We start from the raw sequence: 18,634 nt of genomic DNA, 5'->3' as shown, positions 1-18,634 counted from the left end.
CCAATTCCTGAATAATTCATGATAATCAAATACTTGAAATCAATGGCGACGTGAGAAACAGGACGAAGGTAAGAGTTGGCGCCGTGAAGACGCGAAATGGCCCCAAAAACGTCTTCATAAACAGACGCTTTTGGGGCCAATAACAAAAAATTCATTAATATCAATTAGTTGAATAGTCTCAATTTGGAGACACCTGAGCCCGAATTGCGGCGGCCCAGATGTCTCCTTATAGCGACTTCAGCAACACCTTGGAGCGACGGGCCTGATTGTAGGTCCCGCGTTTGAGGTCGGGCAGCGCCTCCGGGGTTGTCAGGGAGAAGCCGCGCTCGACGAACCAGTGCGTGGTGTGTGTCGTCAGGGCAAACAGCTGCGTGAGCCCCTGCCGACGCGCGCGACGCTCGACTTCGGCCAGCAGCGTCTCCCCTCGCGCGCCACGGCGATAGTCGTCATGGACGGCGAGACACGCCAGCTCGCCCATTTTCGCTTCGGCGTAACCGTGCAGCGCCGCACAGCCGATCGCCATGCCATCGCGATCGATCACCACGTAATCCTCGATTTCGTGCTCGAGCCGCTCGCGAGTCCGAGCGACCAGCATGCCGCTGGACTCGAGCGGCGCGAGCAGAGCCAGCAGGCCGCCGACATCGTCCAGGACCGCCTGTCTCAAGAGCTCGTAGCGATTCTGGGTGATCATGGTGCCGACACCATCGCGAGTGAACAGCTCGCCCAGCAGTGCATCGTGATCGCGCCAGGAGAGCAGATGGGTACGTTCGACGCCATGCCGGGCCGCGCCGCAGGCGGCGCCCAGGTGCCGGAAAAGCTCGCTGCCCGGATCCGCCTGTTCGCGCAGGGTATCGGCCTCATCCGGCGTCAGCTGGCGCTGTAGTTGACCGCTGTCATCGTGTAGCCCCGCCGACTCGCCCAGCAGGATCAGCTTATCCGCCCTGAGCGAGACCGCCACGTGCTGGGCGATCTCCGAGGCGTCGAGATCGAATATCTCCCCGGTGCGGGAGTAGCCCAGCGGCGGCAGAATCACCAGATTACCGCCGGCGAGCAGGCTTTCGATGGCCTGACTACGCACGCGACGCACTTCGCCGCTGTGATCGAAATCCACCCCGCCGCGGACGCCCAACGGCTTGGCCGTTACCAGATTGCCGGAAACCGCCGTCAGTTCGACGCCATGCAGCGGCGTGTTGGGTAGCCCCAGCGACAGCTGCGCCTCGAGATCGAGCCGCTGAATGGCGGCAATGCGTTCGACATGATCCATGATCTGGCGATCGGCGACCCAGCGTCCGCCGACCCGCAGCGGGGTGATGCCTTCTGTCTCCAGCGCTGCGCCGACCTGCGGCCGGATGCCGTAGACCAGCACCACCCGGACACCGAGCGTGTGCAGCAGTGCCAGATCCTGCAGCAGTTGGCCTCGTCGCCACGACGCCATCGCCTCACCTTCGATCAGAATGACGAAAGTCTTGCCGCGGTGGGCATTGACGTAAGGCGATGAGTGACGAAACCAGTCGACGAAGGGGAAACGCGAGTCCAAGAGGTTGACGCTCCGGCTATGAGACAAAGACGTGAATGGGGTCCGCCTCAACTATACCAGAGCGTCTTCAAGCCGGTAGACCGCCACCGGCGGTTTCGGGCCGGCGTCGAATCCGGCGAATCTAGCCGAACATGCCCTTGAACATGAAGAAAAAGGCAATGGAGAGCAGCGCGCCCGCCGGTAGCGTGATCAGCCACGACAGCACGATCGAGCCGAGCACGCGCAGGTTGAGCGCGGCCATGCCGCGGGCCAGGCCCACGCCGAGCACGGCACCGACCAGCGTATGCGTGGTCGAAATCGGCAGGCCGGTGCCGGAAGCCAGCACGACGGTGGAAGCGGCGGAGAGCGTCGCGGCGAAACCGCGGCTCGGCGTCAGTTCGGTGATCCCGGTACCCACGGTGGCGATGACCTTGTGGCCGTAGGTGACGAGACCGACCACGATCCCGCCGCCGCCGAGTACCAAAACCCACCACGGCATCGCCGCCGCGCCGGAAACACCGCCACCGTTCTCGACCACGCTGATCACGGCCGCCAGCGGGCCGACCGCGTTGGCGACGTCGTTCGAGCCGTGGGCGAAGGCCATGGCGCAGGCGGTGAACATCATCAGCACGCCGAAGATGCGCTCCACGCTGGAAAAGTCGTAATTGCTGCGGGCCCGCCGATCACCGCGGTTGATCCGGTTCTCCAGCAGCAGGCCGAACATCATGATCACCACGCCGAACGCCACCGCCAGCAGCAGACTTTCACCGAAGCTCAGATGCAGGCCCACGTGGGACAACCCCTTGACCAGCGTCACCATCGAGACGATGAAGCCGACGAGGAAGATGTAGCCCGGCACATAGCGCTTGGCGGCCGCGAACGGATCGGGACTGTCGAAGATCAGTACCTGCACCGAGCGGAACAGCATGAACGCGAACACGCCCGCGATCAGCGGCGAGGTAATCCAGCTCAGCGCGATCGTGCCCACCGATCCCCAGTTGACCGACTGGACGCCCAGCCCCGCCACCGCAAAGCCGACGATGGCGCCGACGATCGAGTGCGTGGTGGAAACCGGCCAGCCCTTGAACGAGGCGATCATCAGCCAGGAACCGGCCGCCAGCAGCGACGCCAGCATGCCGTAGACCAGCATCTGCGGATCGTTCTCGAGCAGCGCGGGGTCGATGATACCCTTGCGGATCGTTTCGGTGACCTGTCCCCCGGCCAGCCAGGCGCCGAGAAACTCGAAGATCACCGCAATGATGATCGCCTGCTTGATGGTGATCGCCTTGGAGCCGACCGAGGTTCCCATGGCGTTGGCGACATCGTTGGCACCAACTCCCCATGCCATGAAAAAGCCGAAGACACAGGCGAGAATGATGAAGACATCACCGTGTTGCGCAATGATGGACATAGGCTCTGTTCGCTTGAGTGGCGTGACGAAGGCGTAGAATGGCGAAGACCCGCAATCAGCGGGCCGTCAGTATTTGCAGGCGGCTGCCCACGCGCTCGGCGCGGTCGGACAGTTCACCGATCCATTCGATGATTTTATAGAGGAAGATGACATCGACCGGCGGCAGCTCCGACTCGAGCTGAAACAGCCGGCGACGAATGTCGATCTGCTGGTCGTCGGCCTTGTGCTCGAGATCGTGGAGTTCCTTGATCAGTTCGTGCATGACGTCCGAGACATTGCGACCGAAGCCGGATTCGAGCAGATCCTCGAGCTCTTCGAGCGCCTTGCGCGCCTGGTCGACGGTCTCCACGGCGGTACGCAGGTAGTCGCGCATCGGCTCCGCCAGCGGCTCGGGAATGATCATGTTTCGGCCCAACATGATCCCGGTGATGTCGCGGGCCTTGTTGGCGATCTTGTCCTGAACGCTGATCAGCTCCAGCAGGTCGGAACGCGAGACCGGCAGGAACATGGTGTTGGGCAGGTTGAGACGCAGCTGCGTCTTGAGCTCGTCCGCCTCGTGCTCGAGCCGGGTTATCGTCTCGCGGTGTTTGCGCGCCTCGTCCCAGTCGCCACCCAGCGCGGCATCGAAAAACGGCAACAGCTGACCGGCACATTCACTGGTCTTGACGATATGAGCCAGTAGCGGCTGGAACGGCGACCGTCCGAACAGCGCGGAGAACGGGTTGGTACTCACCATAAAGCGTGGCCTGGATGCGTTGGAAGTGGCGGCGTCAGTATAATGATTGCGTCAGTATGCGTCATGAAAAATTCACATGAGCGCCCATTGTCTGTCTTCGATTCGAGACATCACCCTATGCCGCCATGACGCCAGAATCCATCATGGCAGAGGTAAGTCCTGTCGCGACAACTTCTGCCCGACATTCAAACCAGACAGCCACTGCCGGAGTATGCATGAGCGACGAAATCGAACTCAAACTGGCGCTGTCGCCCCAGGGCCCCACGCAACTCATGGGTCAACCGCTACTCAAGACGCTGGCATCGCAAACGGTCACGCTGGGAAATCAGTATTACGACACCGCCGAGGGAATCCTGCAGTCGCGTCGCGTCGCATTGCGGGTTCGCCGGCAAGGCGATCGGCGTTTGCAGACCTTGAAGAGCGCGGCCGAAAGCCAAGGGGGCCTGTCGAGCCGCGGCGAGTGGGAGTGGTCGATCGACAACGCCGCGTGCAATCCCGCCGGTCTCGACCTGAACGGACTTCGCGAACTCGACCACCCCGCCTTTTCCGGACTGGATCTGGAGACGCTACGCCCGGTCTTCACCACCGACTTCGAGCGCCGGCTATGGCGTTACCAGATCGACGGCAGCGATATCGAAATTGCGCTGGACCAAGGCTCCATTCACGCCGGCGATGCCCGCCTGCCGATCTGCGAGCTGGAACTCGAGCTCAAACACGGTCTTCCGGAGCAACTATGGACACTGGCGCAGCGCCTGTGCGGACCCTCGGCACCAGACGCCCCGACGCTACCGGCGCGTCCGGCCAACCACAGCAAGGCCAGCCGCGCCGGCTGCCTAGGCAGCGGTTGGCCCGCGCCAATCGTCATCGAGACGGTTTCGGTGGACGCCCTGATCGACGCCATCGACAACTGGCAGGACAGCCAGCACCCCGCCTGGCTCGCCAGCGCCCAAACCCGTTGCGATCGACTCGTTCACCAATGGAAAATGCGGCGGATTGCCCCGCACCGGGAGCATGACGAACGCATCGAGGCGGCCGAACGAATTCTGGCGGATCTGGGTCAGGGCGTCGTTCCCTGGCGCGGACAGGACTGGCTGGTTCTCAGACATAAAGGTGCTTGACGTTGCGCCACGGCGGCGCCAAGGCGGGATAGGATTCAAGCTGCCGGCAACGACGAGCCACTGGCGGCACGACCCGCCCCCCTGACGCGACAAGGCCTGGGGGGCGAGAAATCCGCGACCAGCCGATCCAGCGGTAACGGACGGGAATAGAGATAGCCCTGAATATCGGTGACACCCCAGTCACACAGGATGTTCAGGGTTTCGCGCTCTTCGACGCCTTCCACGACGATGCGGTAGTCGAGGCGTTGACACAGGGCGATCACCGCCGACAGCACATGACGCTTGCGCGGCAACGTGGTGACGTTCATGACCAGCTCGCGGTCGATCTTGACCGTGTCCATCGGCATCGAGGTCAACTGCGCCAGCGACGAGTAACCACTGCCGAAATCGTCCAGCGCCACGCTGATGCCGGCCCCCCGGATCCGGTCCAGGATACGGAACGCCCTGGCCGGGTCGCTGAGCACCGAAGTCTCGGTCACTTCGATCTGTAGCCGACGGGGGGACACGCCATGGCGCGAGAGTATCGCGATCATGGTGTCGAGCAGATGGGGGTCCATCAGTTGCCGGGTCGAAAGATTGACGCTCAGCGAGAAGCTGTCGCCGAAGCGCTCGCAGACGGCTCCGTCCTTGAGCATCGGCAGCGCCTGCTCCATCAGCATCTCCCACAGCGGGGCGATCAATCCCGAGCGTTCCGCGACCTCGATGAAGCTGACCGGTGCAACGATGCCTTCGTTCGGCTCGTGCAAGCGCATCAACGCTTCGAAGCAGCGAACCTCGCCGGTCGTGGCGTCGACGATCGGTTGCACGAAACAACGCACGCCGCGGGTCGCCAGCGCACCACGAATCAGCTGCTCCGCGTGACTCGTCTGACGCTCCCAATGGCGGAGCGGCTCACTGTAGTAGCGCCGGGAGCCGACACCCGACAGCCGCGCGTTGGCCAGCGCCAGACGCGATTGATGGCGCCATTCGTCGACACTCACCGGCTCGGCCGGGTTCAATGCCGCAATCCCGCTGACATGCGACAACCAGACCTGCTGACCGTCGATCTCCACCGGCTGTGCAAGCAGCGCCTCGAGAGGTTCCAGCGCGTCGTTCAACCGGTCTGCCGCATCGGTTTCGAAAATCATCGCGAAGGTGTGTTCCGGCAGCGCGATCAACGCCACCCTCGGGGGCAACTGGCGGCGCATTCGCTGTACCAGGCCTCGCAGCGCGGCGACGGCGATATCGACCGCGACACCATCGAACAGCGATGCCACGTTGAGCAGCTGAAACTTGACCAGTGCCATCGCCGCGAGCGGTATTCGCGCCAGTCGGCCCTGCAGCAGGAGATCGAGATAGGCGCCGTTGGGCAGGCGCGTCAACGGGTCGACGAGCCGCTGTTCCGTGGTATCGGTCTGGGTGCCGGCCATGCGGATGGCTACGCCATCGCCGTTGCGCTGGCACAGCCCTCGACACAGCACCATGCGCCAGGCATCCCGGGCATCGCGAATGCGGTACTCCACATTGACTGCTGACGTCAGCCCATCGAGATGCTGGTAGAGCGATCGTTGGACCTCGGCGCGGTCATCGTCGTGAATCCGCGATAGCCAATCATCGAGACCGCGCTGGCCGCCCTCATGTGGCAGTCCCAGCATGCTCGACCAGCGCTGGGACAGGGTGATGTTGCCGCTGTCGATATCCCATTCCCACACCCCGTCGTTGGTGGCGGTCAGCACCAGATTGAGTCGCTGGGTGCGTTCGTCGACGCGGATTTCGAGCTCGTCCCGAGATGCCTGAAGATCCCGGATCGTCCGCCGTACCGAATCGAGGACGAAATTATTGAGCTGGGCCAGTTTCTGCAGCGCGATCTCGTCACTATCGGTATGGACATGGAACTCGAAACCGCCGTCCACCGCCTGACACAGCTGATTGCTGATGGAGTCGACCTGCGCGATCAGACGACGTTCACGGTCATCCGTCACCGTCGAGGAGGCCTCTCTCATGCCACGCTCCCTGACAGTGACTCCGGCCCGGTCGCGAACGTCATTTCGAAGCGACAGCAGTCGTCACCACGATGCCGGCAACGGGTCTCCGCGAGCTCGCCGGACTGCGCGTACTCTTCGAGCACGCGCGCGAACAGCGCACGATAGAGCGAACAGAGCCCGTTGGCCGAGCGATACTCGACAATCAGAGCGCCCTCGCTTTGGTCGACGACCCGGAACTTGTCATTCACCCGGCTACGCAGGTCGGGATCACGAATACCGGCGCCGAGAGAGGCATGAATGGCCGGCTGTCGGCCGAGGAAAGCTTGCGCCGAATCGGCCATCGAGAAGAACATGGGGTAGTGTCGACGCGTCCAGTTGATGAACAGATCGGCATACAGGGTCATCAACGCCTCATGGTCGAGCTCGAGATAATCGCCGGCGGCCTCGAAGAACGCGAGCGTGTCGGCATCGTCGTAATCCGTATCGATACGCCGTCCCGGCGACGACACACCGGCTTGGGCCGCGATCCAATCCACGGCCGCTTCACCGTAGTGGCTCTCGACATGATCAATGAGAACGCGTTGAATCAACCCGATCATGGAAGGACTACCCTCGCGTCAGGTCACGCCCTTGCGTAACACTGTAAACTCGCAATGACTCGTTAAGCCCTGCCCCATCCCGGGCTGACGGTCGACCAACCTCGGCGAACCCGAAGTATTATTGGCATTATCGGCGCCCACGCCAGGAAATTGAACGTCATGTAAATGAATTATCGGACGCGTCTCATCGCGTAGCCGGCCACCAAGACAGGAACTCAATTGATGCAATCGGGCGGCTCATCGCTACGCAAACGGCTGTTTCAGATCATCTTCGAATCCGACACCCCGTTAGCCAAGGCTTTCGACATTACCCTGATCACTCTGATTCTGGTGAGTGTCGCGACGGTTTTCCTCGACAGCGTGCCAGGACTACACAAGCGATACGGCGAGATTTTCTATGTGGTGGAATGGGGCTTCACGCTGATCTTCACACTGGAGCTGGTCCTGAGGCTCTACTGTCTCGACCGGCCGCTGCGTTATCTGCGCAGTTTCTACGGCATTCTCGATCTGCTGGCGATCCTCCCCACCTGGCTCGCCCTCTTCATACCGGGCGCGCAATCGCTGCTGGTGGTGCGAGTCTTGCGGGTGCTGCGGGTCTTTCGTGTGCTTCGACTCATGGAGTTCGTCGGAGAAGGCCGCATGCTGGTGGAAGCGCTGCAGCGCAGCCAGCGCAAGATCCTGCTGTTTTTGACCACCATACTGCTGATCATCACGATCTTCGGCTCCGTCATCTATATGATCGAGCCGCCGGAGGCGGGTTTCACCAGCATGCCGCGGGCGATGTACTGGGCGGTCGTCACCCTGACCACAGTCGGCTACGGCGATATCGCCCCGGTGACGCCGCTAGGGCAATTTATCTCTGCTTTCATGATGGTGCTGGGCTACTCGATCATCGCCGTCCCCACCGGGGTCTTCTCCGCCGAGGTGATCCGTTCGATCCAGCGCGAGCGCTATTCCGAGGAAGCCTGCCCCGGCTGCGGCCGTGAAGGTCATGAGCAAGATGCCAAATACTGTCGCTTCTGCGGCTCCTGGCTCGATGAAGAGACGCAGGACCCGAATGCCCCCGACGACGATGAGACGTCAGCGGATGAGGAAGAGGACAGCGACAAGCGGCGGGACTAACGGCGGGGTCAGTGGCAGCGACCGCGCGACGTTCGATCATCGGTGCAGAATGCAGGCTCTCGGGAACGGTGTCGCATTTGATCGAGAAGGGGCAAGTCTCTAGGTTAGGACGCTTCGGGCCACTGCCGGCCACGACCACAAAAGGAGGAGGTTCCATGAAAAGCACAACGAAAAACCTGCTGCCCTGGATGCTGACAGGCGCCATGACGCTGGGCATCGCATCGACGGCCCAAGCCGCCGAATCCGACGATGACGCCTGCGCCCCCGAGGCCTATGCAATGGCACTTCGCTATCAACAGCAATCGGCCGAAATCGATGCGCTGCAACGGCAAGGCTACGCTCTGGCAACGGCGAAACTGCAGCAGAAGATCGCGGCCCACCCCGATGCGGATAATCTGGCCATCATGACGGACCTGGACGAAACGGTGATCGACAACTCGGCACTGCTCGTTCGCGACATGCAGGCCTGCCATGACTTCACCGGCTGGGATACTTGGAAAGTATGGGAGCGCGAGGGACACCCGCGACTGATTCCTGGCGCGCGCGCTTTTCTGAATTACGCCGATTCCCAAGGGGTGACGATTTTTTACGTCTCCGACCGCTACGAGGAGAACAAAGCGAAAACGCTCGAGACGCTGCAGTCACTGCGCCTGCCCCAGATCAACGAGGCTCAGGTTCGGCTACTGGGCCCCTCCAAGGGCGACAGACGTGCCGCAATCCAGCGCGATCACGAACTTATCCTGCAATTGGGCGACTCGCTGGCTGACTTCTCCAGCGACTTTCATCATGCCAATCTGGACGAGCAGCACAGGCTGGTCAGCGAGGGTGACGCACACTTTGGCGACGACTGGATCATGTTCCCCAACGCCAGCTACGGCAGTTGGAGCGATGCCGAACTCGAAGCATGGTCGGCGCCGCTGAAGACGCACTAATCCTCGGATGCGGGGCATCACCAGCCCCACCCTACCTCGTCATCAAGGCTCGACCGGCGCCCGGTCGAGCCGTCCATTCAATGGATGACTCAGCGAAGAGCCGAGGAATCGCCCCGCCCTTCGCGGACGATTACCGGCGGGATCTCGCGCAAATCAACCACGGTGGTCGGTTCGAGCTGACAGGCGCCGCCGTCGATGATCGCATCCAGGTGCGCGCCGAAGCGGTCGCGGATCTCTTCCGCATCGGTCATCGGCCAGGTCTCCCCCACCGGAATCAGCGTCACGCTCATTAGCGGTTCACCCAGGGCGTCGAGCAGCGCGTGCGTGATGTTGTGATCCGGCACCCGAACGCCGATCGAACGGCGTTTGGGATGCAACAGCAGCCGGGGCACTTCGCTGGTGGCAGTCAGAATAAAAGTATAAGCGCCGGGCGTATGCGACTTGAGCAGCCGAAACACGCTGTTGTCGACCTTGGCGTAGGTGCCAATCTCCGACAGATCGGAGCACACCAGGGTGAAATTGTGGCGGTCGTCGAGCTCGCGCAGCCACTTGATCTTCTCGATCGCCTTCTTCTCGCCGAGCCGGCAACCCAGGGCGTAGCCTGAATCCGTCGGATAGGCGATGACACCACCCTGATTCAGGATGCCGATGGCCTGATCGATCAGCCGCTTCTGCGGATTCTGCGAATGAATCTGGAAAAACTGGGTCATCTCACGCTCTCCTCGAATCGCTTCTGAAACCTGCTCTGAAGCCTCTGTAGAAACCTCTGCCGCACCGCCTGACGGCGACGACCGGTGACACGTGATGGCTAACGGTGAGAGTACCAGACCTGACGCTATTCGCCGTTGGCAAAGCGGCGCATGGCGGGATGGCACCACACCGGCTTGACGTGGGAGCGTGGCGGCGGACTGATGGTTCCCGGCGACAGCGGCCCGCCGGGATAGTGGAAATCGCTGCCGATCGACCCGTAGAGGCCATGGAAGTCGAGCTGCCGGGCCAGATCGTGAGTCGTATCCGGGTTCTGGTACCCGCTCACCAGTTCCGCCGCCTCGCCGCCGGCCTCGATGAACGCCGAGAACAGCAGATCGCGCTTGCGTCGGGTCATGCCGTAACGCAACGGGTGGGCGACGACGGCGATACCGCCAGCGTCGCGAATCCAGCCCACCACCGTAGCCAGCTCCGGCCAGTGCATCTTGACGTCGCCACGCTTGCCGGTGCCGAGATAGCGCTTGAATGCCGCCTTGCGATCCGGCACCAGACCGGCCGTGACCAGGGCAGCGGCGAAATCCGGCCGCCCCAGTGGGCGCTCACTACCCGCCTCGAGCCTTGCCTTGGCCAGTCCGTCTTCCAACCCGATCTTCTCGAGGCGGTGGGCGATCTCACGGGAGCGCTTGTCGCGCGCCCGACTCAGGATTTCCAGCCCCGACTCGAACGCTGGCGACACGCCCTGGGGCAATAGCCCTACGATATGGAGGCCGATCCCGCGCCATTGACAGGAAAGCTCGGCGGCAGCGATCAGGCTGACCCCATGATGCTCACACTGCCGCCGTGCCTCCTCGACACCTTCGATCGTGTCGTGGTCGGTGAGTGCGACGTGAGTCAGACCGCGCGCGTGACAGAGATTCGCCAGTTCGGAAGGAGATAGCTTGCCGTCGGAGGCGGTGGAGTGCAGGTGCAGATCGACACCGCGAATGCCGTCGAGCGTATCCGCCAGCTTCATCGGGTGGATTTCGAGATCATCGGTGGGAAAAACGCTCATGGGCATGACGCCAGCCAGCGTCTTTGTCAGAATAGATCGACTATGGTGACGGGCGCGACGGGCCGGGTCAAACGTCTGCGTCGTCACCACTCGCCGGAGGCCTTGCCCGTATGAAACTGCTGTTCGATTTCCTGCCCATCGCGATCTTCTTCGTCGTCTATCATCTGAGCGGCGATATCATCACAGCGACGATGGTGCTGATTCCCGCCACCCTTGCGCAGCTGGGCATCGTCTGGTGGCGCCAGCGACGGATCGAGAAGATGCTGCTGATCACCTCGATCATCGTGATCGTTTCGGCCGGCGCCACCATCGCCTTCCACAATCCGGCCTTCATTCAGTGGAAGCCAACCGTCATCAACGCCCTGTTCGGTGTCGCCTTTCTGCTGTCGCCGCTGTTCGGCGGCCAGACCTTGACCCAGCGGATGATGGGCAAGGCGGTAACGCTCCCCGCGGCGACGTGGCACCGCCTCAATCTGGCCTGGGTGCTATTCTTCTTCGCCATGGCCGCACTCAACGTCTACGTCTTCAGCTACTACGACGAGGCGACCTGGGTCGACTTCAAGCTCTTCGGCATGCTGGGCCTGACGCTGCTGTTCGTGATCGGGCAAGCCGTGTTTCTGGCACGCCATCTTTCATCATCCCAATCAGAGGAAGGCTCCTGATGCTCTACGCCATCATCAGCGACGACGTCGAAGACAGTCTGCAAAAGCGACTCTCGGTTCGCCCGGAACACGTCAAGCGGCTGGAAAACTTGAAAGACGAGGGGCGTCTGATCCTGGCCGGCCCGCATCCGGCCATCGACAGCGACAATCCGGGTGACGCCGGCTTCAGCGGCAGCTTGATCGTGGCGGAGTTCGATTCGCTCGAGGCCGCCCAGCGCTGGGCCGATGCCGACCCCTACGTCGCGGCCGGCGTCTATTCCCAGGTGCGGGTCAAACCGTTCAAACGCGTGCTGCCCTGACCTGGCGATTCCCGTCATCGCCTAGGCCCACCTTGCCTGAGTTTATCCACAGCCGCTCACGCGACGGTTTTGCACACTTGCTGTGGATAACACTGTTGAGATCCGGCGGAAGGCTTCCCCGGTAGCCGATAAGCCGTCGTCTGGCGAAAAGCGATCAAATTTCATACAACGCCTCGGCGGTCCGGCAGGTCAGGGCCGTTCGACGGCACCCAGGCCTTGAAACCATGAGCGGCAAGTCGGTCACTTCCCATCGCCAGGTCAATCCTCATCGCCAGGCCATTCGCCACGCCGAGCTCGACTGGCGAGCCGACGATGGCGACCTCGTGGCGCCGTTCTCGACCGCTTACGATGACGTGTATTTCTCGCGTCAGGACGGCCAGGCAGAATCCCGCTTCGTCTTCCTCGACAACAACGATCTGCCGCGACGGTTCGCCGACTGGCGCCATCGGCGGGCGTTCACGATCGGCGAAACCGGCTTCGGCACCGGCCTCAACATGCTGTGCGCCTGGGCCTGCTTCGACGAGCACGCGCCCGCCGAGGCCAGGCTGCATCTGGTCTCGACCGAGATGCATCCGCTCACCCGTGAAGCGCTGGAGCGCGCCTGGCGCCTCTGGCCGCCGCTTGCGCGTCAGGCGGCGCGACTGATCGATCAGTGGCCGCCGGCCGTGGCCGGTGTCCATCGGCTGCAGCTGGATGATCGCGTCACCCTGGATCTGCACTTCGGCGACGCGGCGGACTGCCTGTCGCGCCTGGACGGCCAGGTCGATGCCTGGTTCCTCGACGGTTTCGCACCCTCGAAGAACCCCGAGATGTGGCGGCCCGAACTGTTCGAGGCCATGGCCGCTGCCAGCCGGCCGGGGGCCACCTTCGCGACGTTCACCTGCGCGGGTTTCGTGCGACGTGGCCTGGCGGCGGCCGGCTTTCGCTGGCGCAAGGTGCCGGGTTTCGGCCGCAAGCGCGAAATGCTCCGCGGTGAACGCGATGAGACGCCGCACCCCGGCCCTCGGGCCGCCACGCCGTGGTTCCAGCCGCCGCCAGTCGGTTTCGCCAGTGCCGCCAGCCATATCGCCGTCATCGGCGGAGGAATCGCAGGGACCAGTGTGGCCGCGGCACTGGCCCGCCGCGGTAGCCAGGTCACTCTGATCGACCGGGCGGGTATCGCCAGCGGGGCATCGGGCAATCCCCAGGCGGCGCTCTACGTCAAACTGGCGATCGAACCCAATCTCCAGAGCCGGTTCTATCTCGCCGCATTGCTCTATACGCAGCGCTGGCTGGCGCGGCTCGACCCGGAATGCCGCTGGTGGTCCGACTGCGGGCTGCTGCAGATGGCCGGAGACGATCCGCGTCGGCAGCGGTTTCTGGCCAACTACGACCTGCCACCTTCCGTCGTCGCTGCCAGCGATGCGTCAGAGGCCACGAGACTGGCCGGCACCGAGGTCAATCAGAGCGCGCTGTATTATCCTCAGGCGGGCTGGGTGGATCCGATCGCGCTATGTCGTCAGCTGGCGGCGACGCCCGGCGTCACTCCCCGTCAGGCCGAACTCCATGCCCTGCGAGAAACCGAAGGCGGTTGGCGACTGCAGCTCGACCATGAAACGCTGGATGTCGATCAGGTCGTGTTCGCCACTGGCCACGCCAGCCGCGACTGGCTCGACGGGCTGCCGCTGCAATCCGTCCGTGGTCAAATCTCCACGCTCTCGTTGCCGCCGCACGCTGACATCGATATCGATATCGATATCGATAATGCCTCGACGCTGACGCGCGTGCTCTGCGCCGAGGGCTACGTGATGCCGGCGCGAGAGGGAAAGCTCACCTTCGGCGCGACCTTCTCCCCCAATGACGACGACATCGAGCTGCGCCAGTCGGATCACCAACGCAATCTCGAGGAGCTGGCGCGAACGGCGCCGGCGCTGGCCGAGCAGTTGGCCGGACTGCCTCCGGATGACTGCGGCGGGCGTGCCAGCATTCGCGCCGCCAGCCCGGACAAGACCCCCTACGCTGGACCGCTGCCGGATACCGGACGCTGGCGCGCCGACTACGCCGCGCTGGGCAAGGATGCCAAGCGCCGCTTCGACGCCCCCGGCAAGCACTATCCGGGACTATGGGTGAGCACGGCCCATGGCTCTCGCGGCATGGTCAGCGCGCCGCTGTGTGCCGAGCTGATCGCCTCGCGGATTCACGACGAGCCGATGCCGCTGGAACGCGAGCTCGTCGATCATCTCCATCCCGGCCGGCGGATCATCGCCGATCTGATCCGCGGCCGCTGACGCAGCACGCTTCTTCAAGACACGATTCGTCACGCACTCAGGATGGCGGCAACGCGTCTTATCAACGCTAGCTGGGGGTACCGGGTTCGCCCAGCCGGGCCAGTGCGTCGTCGTCGAGGCAGCGATAGGTGAATGAAGGGCGGCCGATCTGACCGTAATGGAAGGATTCCTCGAGCACGCCGCGATCGACGAGATGCTTGAGATACTTGCGCACCGACACCCGTGACATGCCGGTGTTCTCGCTCATCGCTTCGGTGGTGAACGGCGAAGTGCCCTGATCGGCGGCCGCTTTCGCTACCTGGGACAGTGAGTTCGAGGTCAGCCCCTTGGGCAGATCGCCGGGACGCGCCGGCTGGCCTGGGGTCGTCTCCCGGAACAGCGCGTCCAGATCGCGCTGATGCGCCCGCGCGGGCAATCGGGAAAGACGCTGGTGTGTGTCCAGGCAGCGCGCCAGGGCCTCCTTGAAGCGCTCGAACTCGAATGGCTTGACCAGATAGTCGCTGACACCCAGATGCTTGGCTTCGCGCACCGTCTCCATCTCCGAAGCCGCCGTGATCAGCACGATCTGGATATCGCGAGCCTGCCGACGCAGATCGCGGACCAGCGACAGCCCGTTGTGCTCGCGCAGGTAGACGTCGAGCAGCAACAGATCCACCGGTTCCTGCGCCAGTATCTCTCTCGCCGCCGGCAGGTCTTCGCACTGCGCGACCAGACTGACACCGTCGAGGCGATTGAGAAACTCGACGTTGAGACGCATCACCATCGGATCATCTTCCACAACCAGCACGCGCATGGACTACGTCACTCCATCGGTTACCTGCGTTACGACCATCCCATAGGGTACTGTCACCTCGACCAGGGTGCCACGCTCCAGCGTGGAATAGAGCGCCAGCGCGCCCCCCAGCGATTCGATATGGGTCTTGACCATGGCCAGCCCGTAGCCGCGCCCCTCGCCCTTGGAGGAGACGCCCTGCTCGATGGCACGCTGCCGCTGGTCCTCGTTCATGCCGCCGCCGTTGTCCGACACGTGCAGCGACAGCGCCCCGCCATCGACACCCAGCGTCAGGCTCACCTGCGGCGATTCGCGGCCGGCAACCGCTTCGAAGGCGTTCTCCACCAGATTGCCGATGATGGAGACCAGCAGATGCAGGATTTCGCTATCCTCGGGTGCCGGGATCTCGCTTTCCAGTTCGATCTCGAAGGCGACGCGGCGCTCCCGGGCTTCACTGCCCTTGGCCAGCAGAAATCCCGCCAGGACGGGATCCCTGACTCCCGCGATCCGCGCCGCAGCCGGGGCGATCAGGGTGTCGTCGAGCTCGCGCAGGTAGCGCTCCAACCGCCCCAGATCGCGCAGTTGCACTAGCCCCAGGATGACGTGCAGTCGATTCTTGAACTCATGGGTCGAAGCGCGCAGCGCCTGGGCGTAGCGACTGACGCCGGTCAGCTCTTCGGCGAGCCGGTTGACTTCACTGCGATCGCGCAGCGTGACCACGCTGCCACCCGCGCCGCGTTCACCGCGGATCGGCACGCGGTTGACGATCAGTGCCCGCCCGTTCAGCGTTAGCCGCCGATCGAGCGTCGGCATGGCGCTATCGAAAAGCTCCTTCAGTGTCGATGCCGGAATGCCTGAACCGTCATCGGCTCCCAGCGGATTCAGCAACTGACACGCCGCCGGATTGACCAGGGTGATCTCTCCGGCGCCATTGATCGCCAATACCCCTTCGTGCAGTGATGCCAGCATCGCCTGGCGCTCGCGAACCCACTGGGATATCTGATGCGGTTCGAACCCCAGCAGGATCCGCTTGATATAGCGCGCCAGACACCAGGCGCTCGCGGCGCCCACCAGCATCAGCAGCACGATGCCGAGCAGCAGGCTCTGGCGGCGCTCGGCCAGCAGCAGGCCGACACGGGTCAGCGTGACGCCGGTCGAGACGGCGCCGATGACCGTACCGTTGTCGTTCATCACCGGCGAGAAGCCACGGATACTGACGCCCAACGTACCCTCGGAGCGAGAAACGTAGGATTCGCCCGCCAGGGCGGGATCTTCGTCGCCGCCGCGAAAATACCGCCCGACCTCATCGGGATCGGGATGGGTCAGACGCAGATGGTCGAGATCCATCACGGTGATGAAGTCCACACCCAGACGTTCGCGCAGCCGCTCGATTTCTTGGCGCAGCGGCGAACTGGCGTCGTGAACGATCGGCCGGGCTGAAAGCGCCACCCTGACGTCTTCCCGGTCGGCCAGCACCGCCGCCAGCCCCATCACCCGCTCACCCTGGGCCTCCTCGAGATTGGCGCGCAGCTGATAATTGAACAGCAGCAGCGCTACACCCAGCGTCAGCACGATCATGCTGGCGACCAGAATCGATATCTGAGCACTGAGGCGCAGCCGCTTCATGCAACACTCCCCCGGCGTGATCGATAACCATCCTTGTCAGTGGATATCGCCTCTCGTAAGCCTGACCCGGACTCCATCTGTGACTCCCCTTTCCCCATTACCACGTCCAGTACCCTTTACTACGCCCTGTACCCTTTACCACGTCCAGTACCCTTTACTACGTGCCACGCGCCACTGTCGCCATACGCCACGTGCCGCTATTGCATGACATAGACAGGCCGATCAACGCTAGACGGACACCGTGCGGGCGCGCGGCGTCGGTGGCCGCTGAATCACTGCGAATTTAGACCAAGGTGGTATACCCCGGCGTCTGCGGGTATGCGGGCTGGCCCTGCATTTCTTTCAATAGTTTATAAAGGCTTTAATAATTTCATAAAACTTGGTCGACACCACCAGGCCTCTATCCTCGGCTGCGTACCGCCCACTGGGCGAACATACCGCTTACGCCCTTTGGGCGAAAATCCTTGGGGAGCCAACCATGACTTCAACCGTGACGCCAACCGCGTCGGCCGATGCCGGCCGCCGAGAAAGCTGGCTAACGACGCCGATCTTCGGCATTCCTCTACCGCTTTTTGCCATCGCCACCGCGGTGCTGATCCTTTCCATCGCGACGGACACGATCCCGGCCGGCATGATCGGCGCCCTGCTGGTCATGATGATCTTCGGCGAACTCCTGGGCTTTATCGGCGATCGGCTGCCGATCGTCAAAAGCTATCTGGGTGGCGGCGCCATTCTCGCCATCTTCGGCGCCGCGGCACTGGTCTACGTGCAGTGGCTGCCGACCGGTGTCGTCGATAACGTGACCCAGTTCATGAAGGGCGGCGGCTTCCTCAATTTCTATATCGCCGCGCTGATCACCGGCAGCATTCTGGGCATGGATTCCAGGGTACTGGTCAAGGTGGGCTCGCGTTACGCGCTGCCTTTGATCTGCGCCGTGCTGTTCGCGGCACTGTTCGCCATCGCCGTTGGCTGGGTGATGGGCTTCTCGCCGCAGGACGCGGTAGTCGTCATCGCGTTGCCGATCATGGGCGGCGGCATGGGCGCCGGCGCGGTCCCCATGAGCCAGATCTACGAGCAGCTGCTGGGCCAGCCGGCCAGCTACTATATCTCGATTCTGGTGCCGGCACTGGCACTGGGTAACGTCTTCGCGATCATCATCGCCGGGCTGCTCAACGGCCTGGCCAATCGCATGCCGAGCCTGACCGGCAACGGTCAGATGATGCCGGGCGTCGAGATCGAAGAGCGCGAGAGCAAGCCGGACCTTTCCAAGCTGGGCATCGGCGTCATCGCCGCGCTCACCTTCTTCGTCGCCGGTGAGATTCTGGGTAGCGTGATTCCGCTGCACCCGTATGCGTTGATGATCATTCTGGTTGCCGTGCTCAAGATCACCAACATCGTGCCGGAATCGGTCAATGAAGCCGCAGCGCAGTGGTTCCAGTTCGTCGCCAAGAACTGGACCTTCGCCCTGCTGTTCGGCATCGGCATCGCCTACACCGATCTCGGCCAAGTGATCGATGCGATCTCCATCACCTACGTGCTGATCGTCCTCGCCGTCGTCGCCGGAGCCGCTTTCGGTGCCGGCCTCGTCGGCAGACTGGTCGGCTTCTATCCGATCGAGTCGGCGATCACCGCCGGGCTGTGCATGGCCAACATGGGCGGCACGGGCGACGTGGCGGTACTGTCCGCCGCCAAGCGCATGCAGCTGATGCCGTTCGCGCAGATCTCGTCACGCCTGGGTGGCGCAATGATTCTGCTGATTTCCAGCATCGTGGTACCGCTGTTCTTCACCTGATCCGGCAGCAACGGCCAGTTCAGACGAATGGCCATGTAAAACGGCGCCCCGTTCTCGAA

General features: G+C 63.0%; 16 protein-coding genes. 7 read left to right on the top strand and 9 right to left on the bottom strand.

Annotated features, from left to right (window positions below; genetic code table 11):
- Positions 1-226: 226 nt before the first annotated feature.
- From argA to BTW08_RS10335, 3 genes are all read right to left on the bottom strand, one after another.
- Complete coding sequence (gene argA / locus BTW08_RS10345; RefSeq protein ID WP_075562452.1) at positions 227-1,537, bottom strand: amino-acid N-acetyltransferase; 1,311 nt, start codon at positions 1,535-1,537, stop codon at positions 227-229.
- A 121-nt stretch (positions 1,538-1,658) separates the two neighbouring features.
- Positions 1,659-2,927, bottom strand: coding sequence for an inorganic phosphate transporter (locus BTW08_RS10340; RefSeq protein ID WP_075562451.1), 1,269 nt, complete (start codon positions 2,925-2,927; stop codon positions 1,659-1,661).
- Between the two features lie 55 nt (positions 2,928-2,982).
- On the bottom strand, positions 2,983-3,663 hold the full coding sequence (locus BTW08_RS10335) for a TIGR00153 family protein (RefSeq protein WP_075562450.1): 681 nt from the start codon (positions 3,661-3,663) through the stop codon (positions 2,983-2,985).
- Between the two features lie 215 nt (positions 3,664-3,878).
- Here BTW08_RS10335 and BTW08_RS10330 point away from each other — a divergent pair, with 215 nt between their 5' ends.
- A complete protein-coding gene (locus BTW08_RS10330) occupies positions 3,879-4,781 on the top strand; it encodes a CYTH domain-containing protein (RefSeq protein ID WP_075562449.1) in 903 nt (300 codons plus the stop codon).
- 35 nt (positions 4,782-4,816) lie between these two features.
- Here BTW08_RS10330 and BTW08_RS10325 read toward each other — a convergent pair whose 3' ends face one another.
- Positions 4,817-6,763: an EAL domain-containing protein gene (locus BTW08_RS10325; RefSeq protein WP_075562448.1), complete on the bottom strand. Its 1,947-nt coding sequence runs from the start codon at positions 6,761-6,763 to the stop codon at positions 4,817-4,819.
- Positions 6,760-7,344 (bottom strand): heme NO-binding domain-containing protein, encoded by a 585-nt coding sequence (locus BTW08_RS10320; protein ID WP_075562447.1) that lies wholly within the window; start codon positions 7,342-7,344, stop codon positions 6,760-6,762. Before BTW08_RS10320 ends, BTW08_RS10325 begins: the two co-directional genes overlap by 4 nt.
- A 222-nt stretch (positions 7,345-7,566) precedes the next feature.
- Here BTW08_RS10320 and BTW08_RS10315 point away from each other — a divergent pair, with 222 nt between their 5' ends.
- Complete coding sequence (locus BTW08_RS10315) at positions 7,567-8,466, top strand: ion transporter (protein ID WP_075562446.1); 900 nt, start codon at positions 7,567-7,569, stop codon at positions 8,464-8,466.
- Positions 8,467-8,621: 155 nt separating this feature from the next.
- Positions 8,622-9,398, top strand: coding sequence for an HAD family acid phosphatase (locus BTW08_RS10310; RefSeq protein ID WP_083627810.1), 777 nt, complete (start codon positions 8,622-8,624; stop codon positions 9,396-9,398).
- Between the two features lie 89 nt (positions 9,399-9,487).
- On the opposite strand, the gene BTW08_RS10305 is transcribed toward BTW08_RS10310, so the two are convergent.
- Positions 9,488-10,108, bottom strand: a complete 621-nt coding sequence (locus BTW08_RS10305) for an L-threonylcarbamoyladenylate synthase (protein ID WP_075562445.1) — start codon at positions 10,106-10,108, stop codon at positions 9,488-9,490.
- A 125-nt stretch (positions 10,109-10,233) separates the two neighbouring features.
- Positions 10,234-11,157 (bottom strand): PHP domain-containing protein, encoded by a 924-nt coding sequence (locus tag BTW08_RS10300; protein ID WP_342588588.1) that lies wholly within the window; start codon positions 11,155-11,157, stop codon positions 10,234-10,236.
- Between the two features lie 110 nt (positions 11,158-11,267).
- Between BTW08_RS10300 and BTW08_RS10295 the strand changes: the two genes are divergently transcribed.
- The 3 genes from BTW08_RS10295 (at position 11,268) to mnmC (ending at position 14,385) form a co-directional block, all read left to right on the top strand.
- Complete coding sequence (locus tag BTW08_RS10295) at positions 11,268-11,819, top strand: septation protein A (protein ID WP_075562444.1); 552 nt, start codon at positions 11,268-11,270, stop codon at positions 11,817-11,819.
- On the top strand, positions 11,819-12,118 hold the full coding sequence (locus tag BTW08_RS10290) for a YciI family protein (RefSeq protein ID WP_075562443.1): 300 nt from the start codon (positions 11,819-11,821) through the stop codon (positions 12,116-12,118). Before BTW08_RS10295 ends, BTW08_RS10290 begins: the two co-directional genes overlap by 1 nt.
- 224 nt (positions 12,119-12,342) lie before the next feature.
- The gene (mnmC, locus tag BTW08_RS10285; RefSeq protein ID WP_083627809.1) at positions 12,343-14,385 is read left to right on the top strand and encodes a bifunctional tRNA (5-methylaminomethyl-2-thiouridine)(34)-methyltransferase MnmD/FAD-dependent 5-carboxymethylaminomethyl-2-thiouridine(34) oxidoreductase MnmC; all 2,043 of its coding nucleotides are present in this window, start codon (positions 12,343-12,345) and stop codon (positions 14,383-14,385) included.
- A 67-nt stretch (positions 14,386-14,452) separates the two neighbouring features.
- Here the strand turns inward: mnmC and BTW08_RS10280 are convergent, their stop codons facing one another.
- Positions 14,453-15,178 (bottom strand): response regulator, encoded by a 726-nt coding sequence (locus BTW08_RS10280; RefSeq protein WP_075562442.1) that lies wholly within the window; start codon positions 15,176-15,178, stop codon positions 14,453-14,455.
- Positions 15,179-15,181: 3 nt separating this feature from the next.
- A complete protein-coding gene (locus BTW08_RS10275; RefSeq protein WP_075562441.1) occupies positions 15,182-16,783 on the bottom strand; it encodes an ATP-binding protein in 1,602 nt (533 codons plus the stop codon).
- Positions 16,784-17,261: 478 nt separating this feature from the next.
- On the opposite strand from BTW08_RS10275, the gene BTW08_RS10270 reads away from it, so the two are divergent.
- Positions 17,262-18,575, top strand: a complete 1,314-nt coding sequence (locus BTW08_RS10270; RefSeq protein ID WP_083627808.1) for a 2-hydroxycarboxylate transporter family protein — start codon at positions 17,262-17,264, stop codon at positions 18,573-18,575.
- Positions 18,576-18,634 lie beyond the last annotated feature (59 nt).

This window comes from Salinicola sp. MH3R3-1 (assembly GCF_001937155.1).
GTDB lineage: Bacteria > Pseudomonadota > Gammaproteobacteria > Pseudomonadales > Halomonadaceae > Salinicola > Salinicola halophyticus.
Note: the sequence above shows the minus strand (reverse complement) of the source record. Positions and strands in the feature narration are given on the sequence as shown.

Bases quoted from the DNA above. Each gene is read 5' to 3' on its own strand.
- BTW08_RS10340 (WP_075562451.1), bottom strand. From the start codon at position 2,927: ATGTCCATCATTGCGCAACACGGTGATGTCTTCATCATTCTCGCCTGT.
- BTW08_RS10335 (WP_075562450.1), bottom strand. From the start codon at position 3,663: ATGGTGAGTACCAACCCGTTCTCCGCGCTGTTCGGACGGTCGCCGTTC.
- BTW08_RS10330 (WP_075562449.1), top strand. From the start codon at position 3,879: ATGAGCGACGAAATCGAACTCAAACTGGCGCTGTCGCCCCAGGGCCCC.
- BTW08_RS10325 (WP_075562448.1), bottom strand. From the start codon at position 6,763: ATGAGAGAGGCCTCCTCGACGGTGACGGATGACCGTGAACGTCGTCTG.
- BTW08_RS10320 (WP_075562447.1), bottom strand. From the start codon at position 7,344: ATGATCGGGTTGATTCAACGCGTTCTCATTGATCATGTCGAGAGCCAC.
- BTW08_RS10315 (WP_075562446.1), top strand. From the start codon at position 7,567: ATGCAATCGGGCGGCTCATCGCTACGCAAACGGCTGTTTCAGATCATC.
- BTW08_RS10310 (WP_083627810.1), top strand. From the start codon at position 8,622: ATGAAAAGCACAACGAAAAACCTGCTGCCCTGGATGCTGACAGGCGCC.
- BTW08_RS10305 (WP_075562445.1), bottom strand. From the start codon at position 10,108: ATGACCCAGTTTTTCCAGATTCATTCGCAGAATCCGCAGAAGCGGCTG.
- BTW08_RS10300 (WP_342588588.1), bottom strand. From the start codon at position 11,157: ATGAGCGTTTTTCCCACCGATGATCTCGAAATCCACCCGATGAAGCTG.
- BTW08_RS10295 (WP_075562444.1), top strand. From the start codon at position 11,268: ATGAAACTGCTGTTCGATTTCCTGCCCATCGCGATCTTCTTCGTCGTC.
- BTW08_RS10290 (WP_075562443.1), top strand. From the start codon at position 11,819: ATGCTCTACGCCATCATCAGCGACGACGTCGAAGACAGTCTGCAAAAG.
- mnmC (WP_083627809.1), top strand. From the start codon at position 12,343: ATGAGCGGCAAGTCGGTCACTTCCCATCGCCAGGTCAATCCTCATCGC.
- BTW08_RS10280 (WP_075562442.1), bottom strand. From the start codon at position 15,178: ATGCGCGTGCTGGTTGTGGAAGATGATCCGATGGTGATGCGTCTCAAC.
- BTW08_RS10275 (WP_075562441.1), bottom strand. From the start codon at position 16,783: ATGAAGCGGCTGCGCCTCAGTGCTCAGATATCGATTCTGGTCGCCAGC.
- BTW08_RS10270 (WP_083627808.1), top strand. From the start codon at position 17,262: ATGACTTCAACCGTGACGCCAACCGCGTCGGCCGATGCCGGCCGCCGA.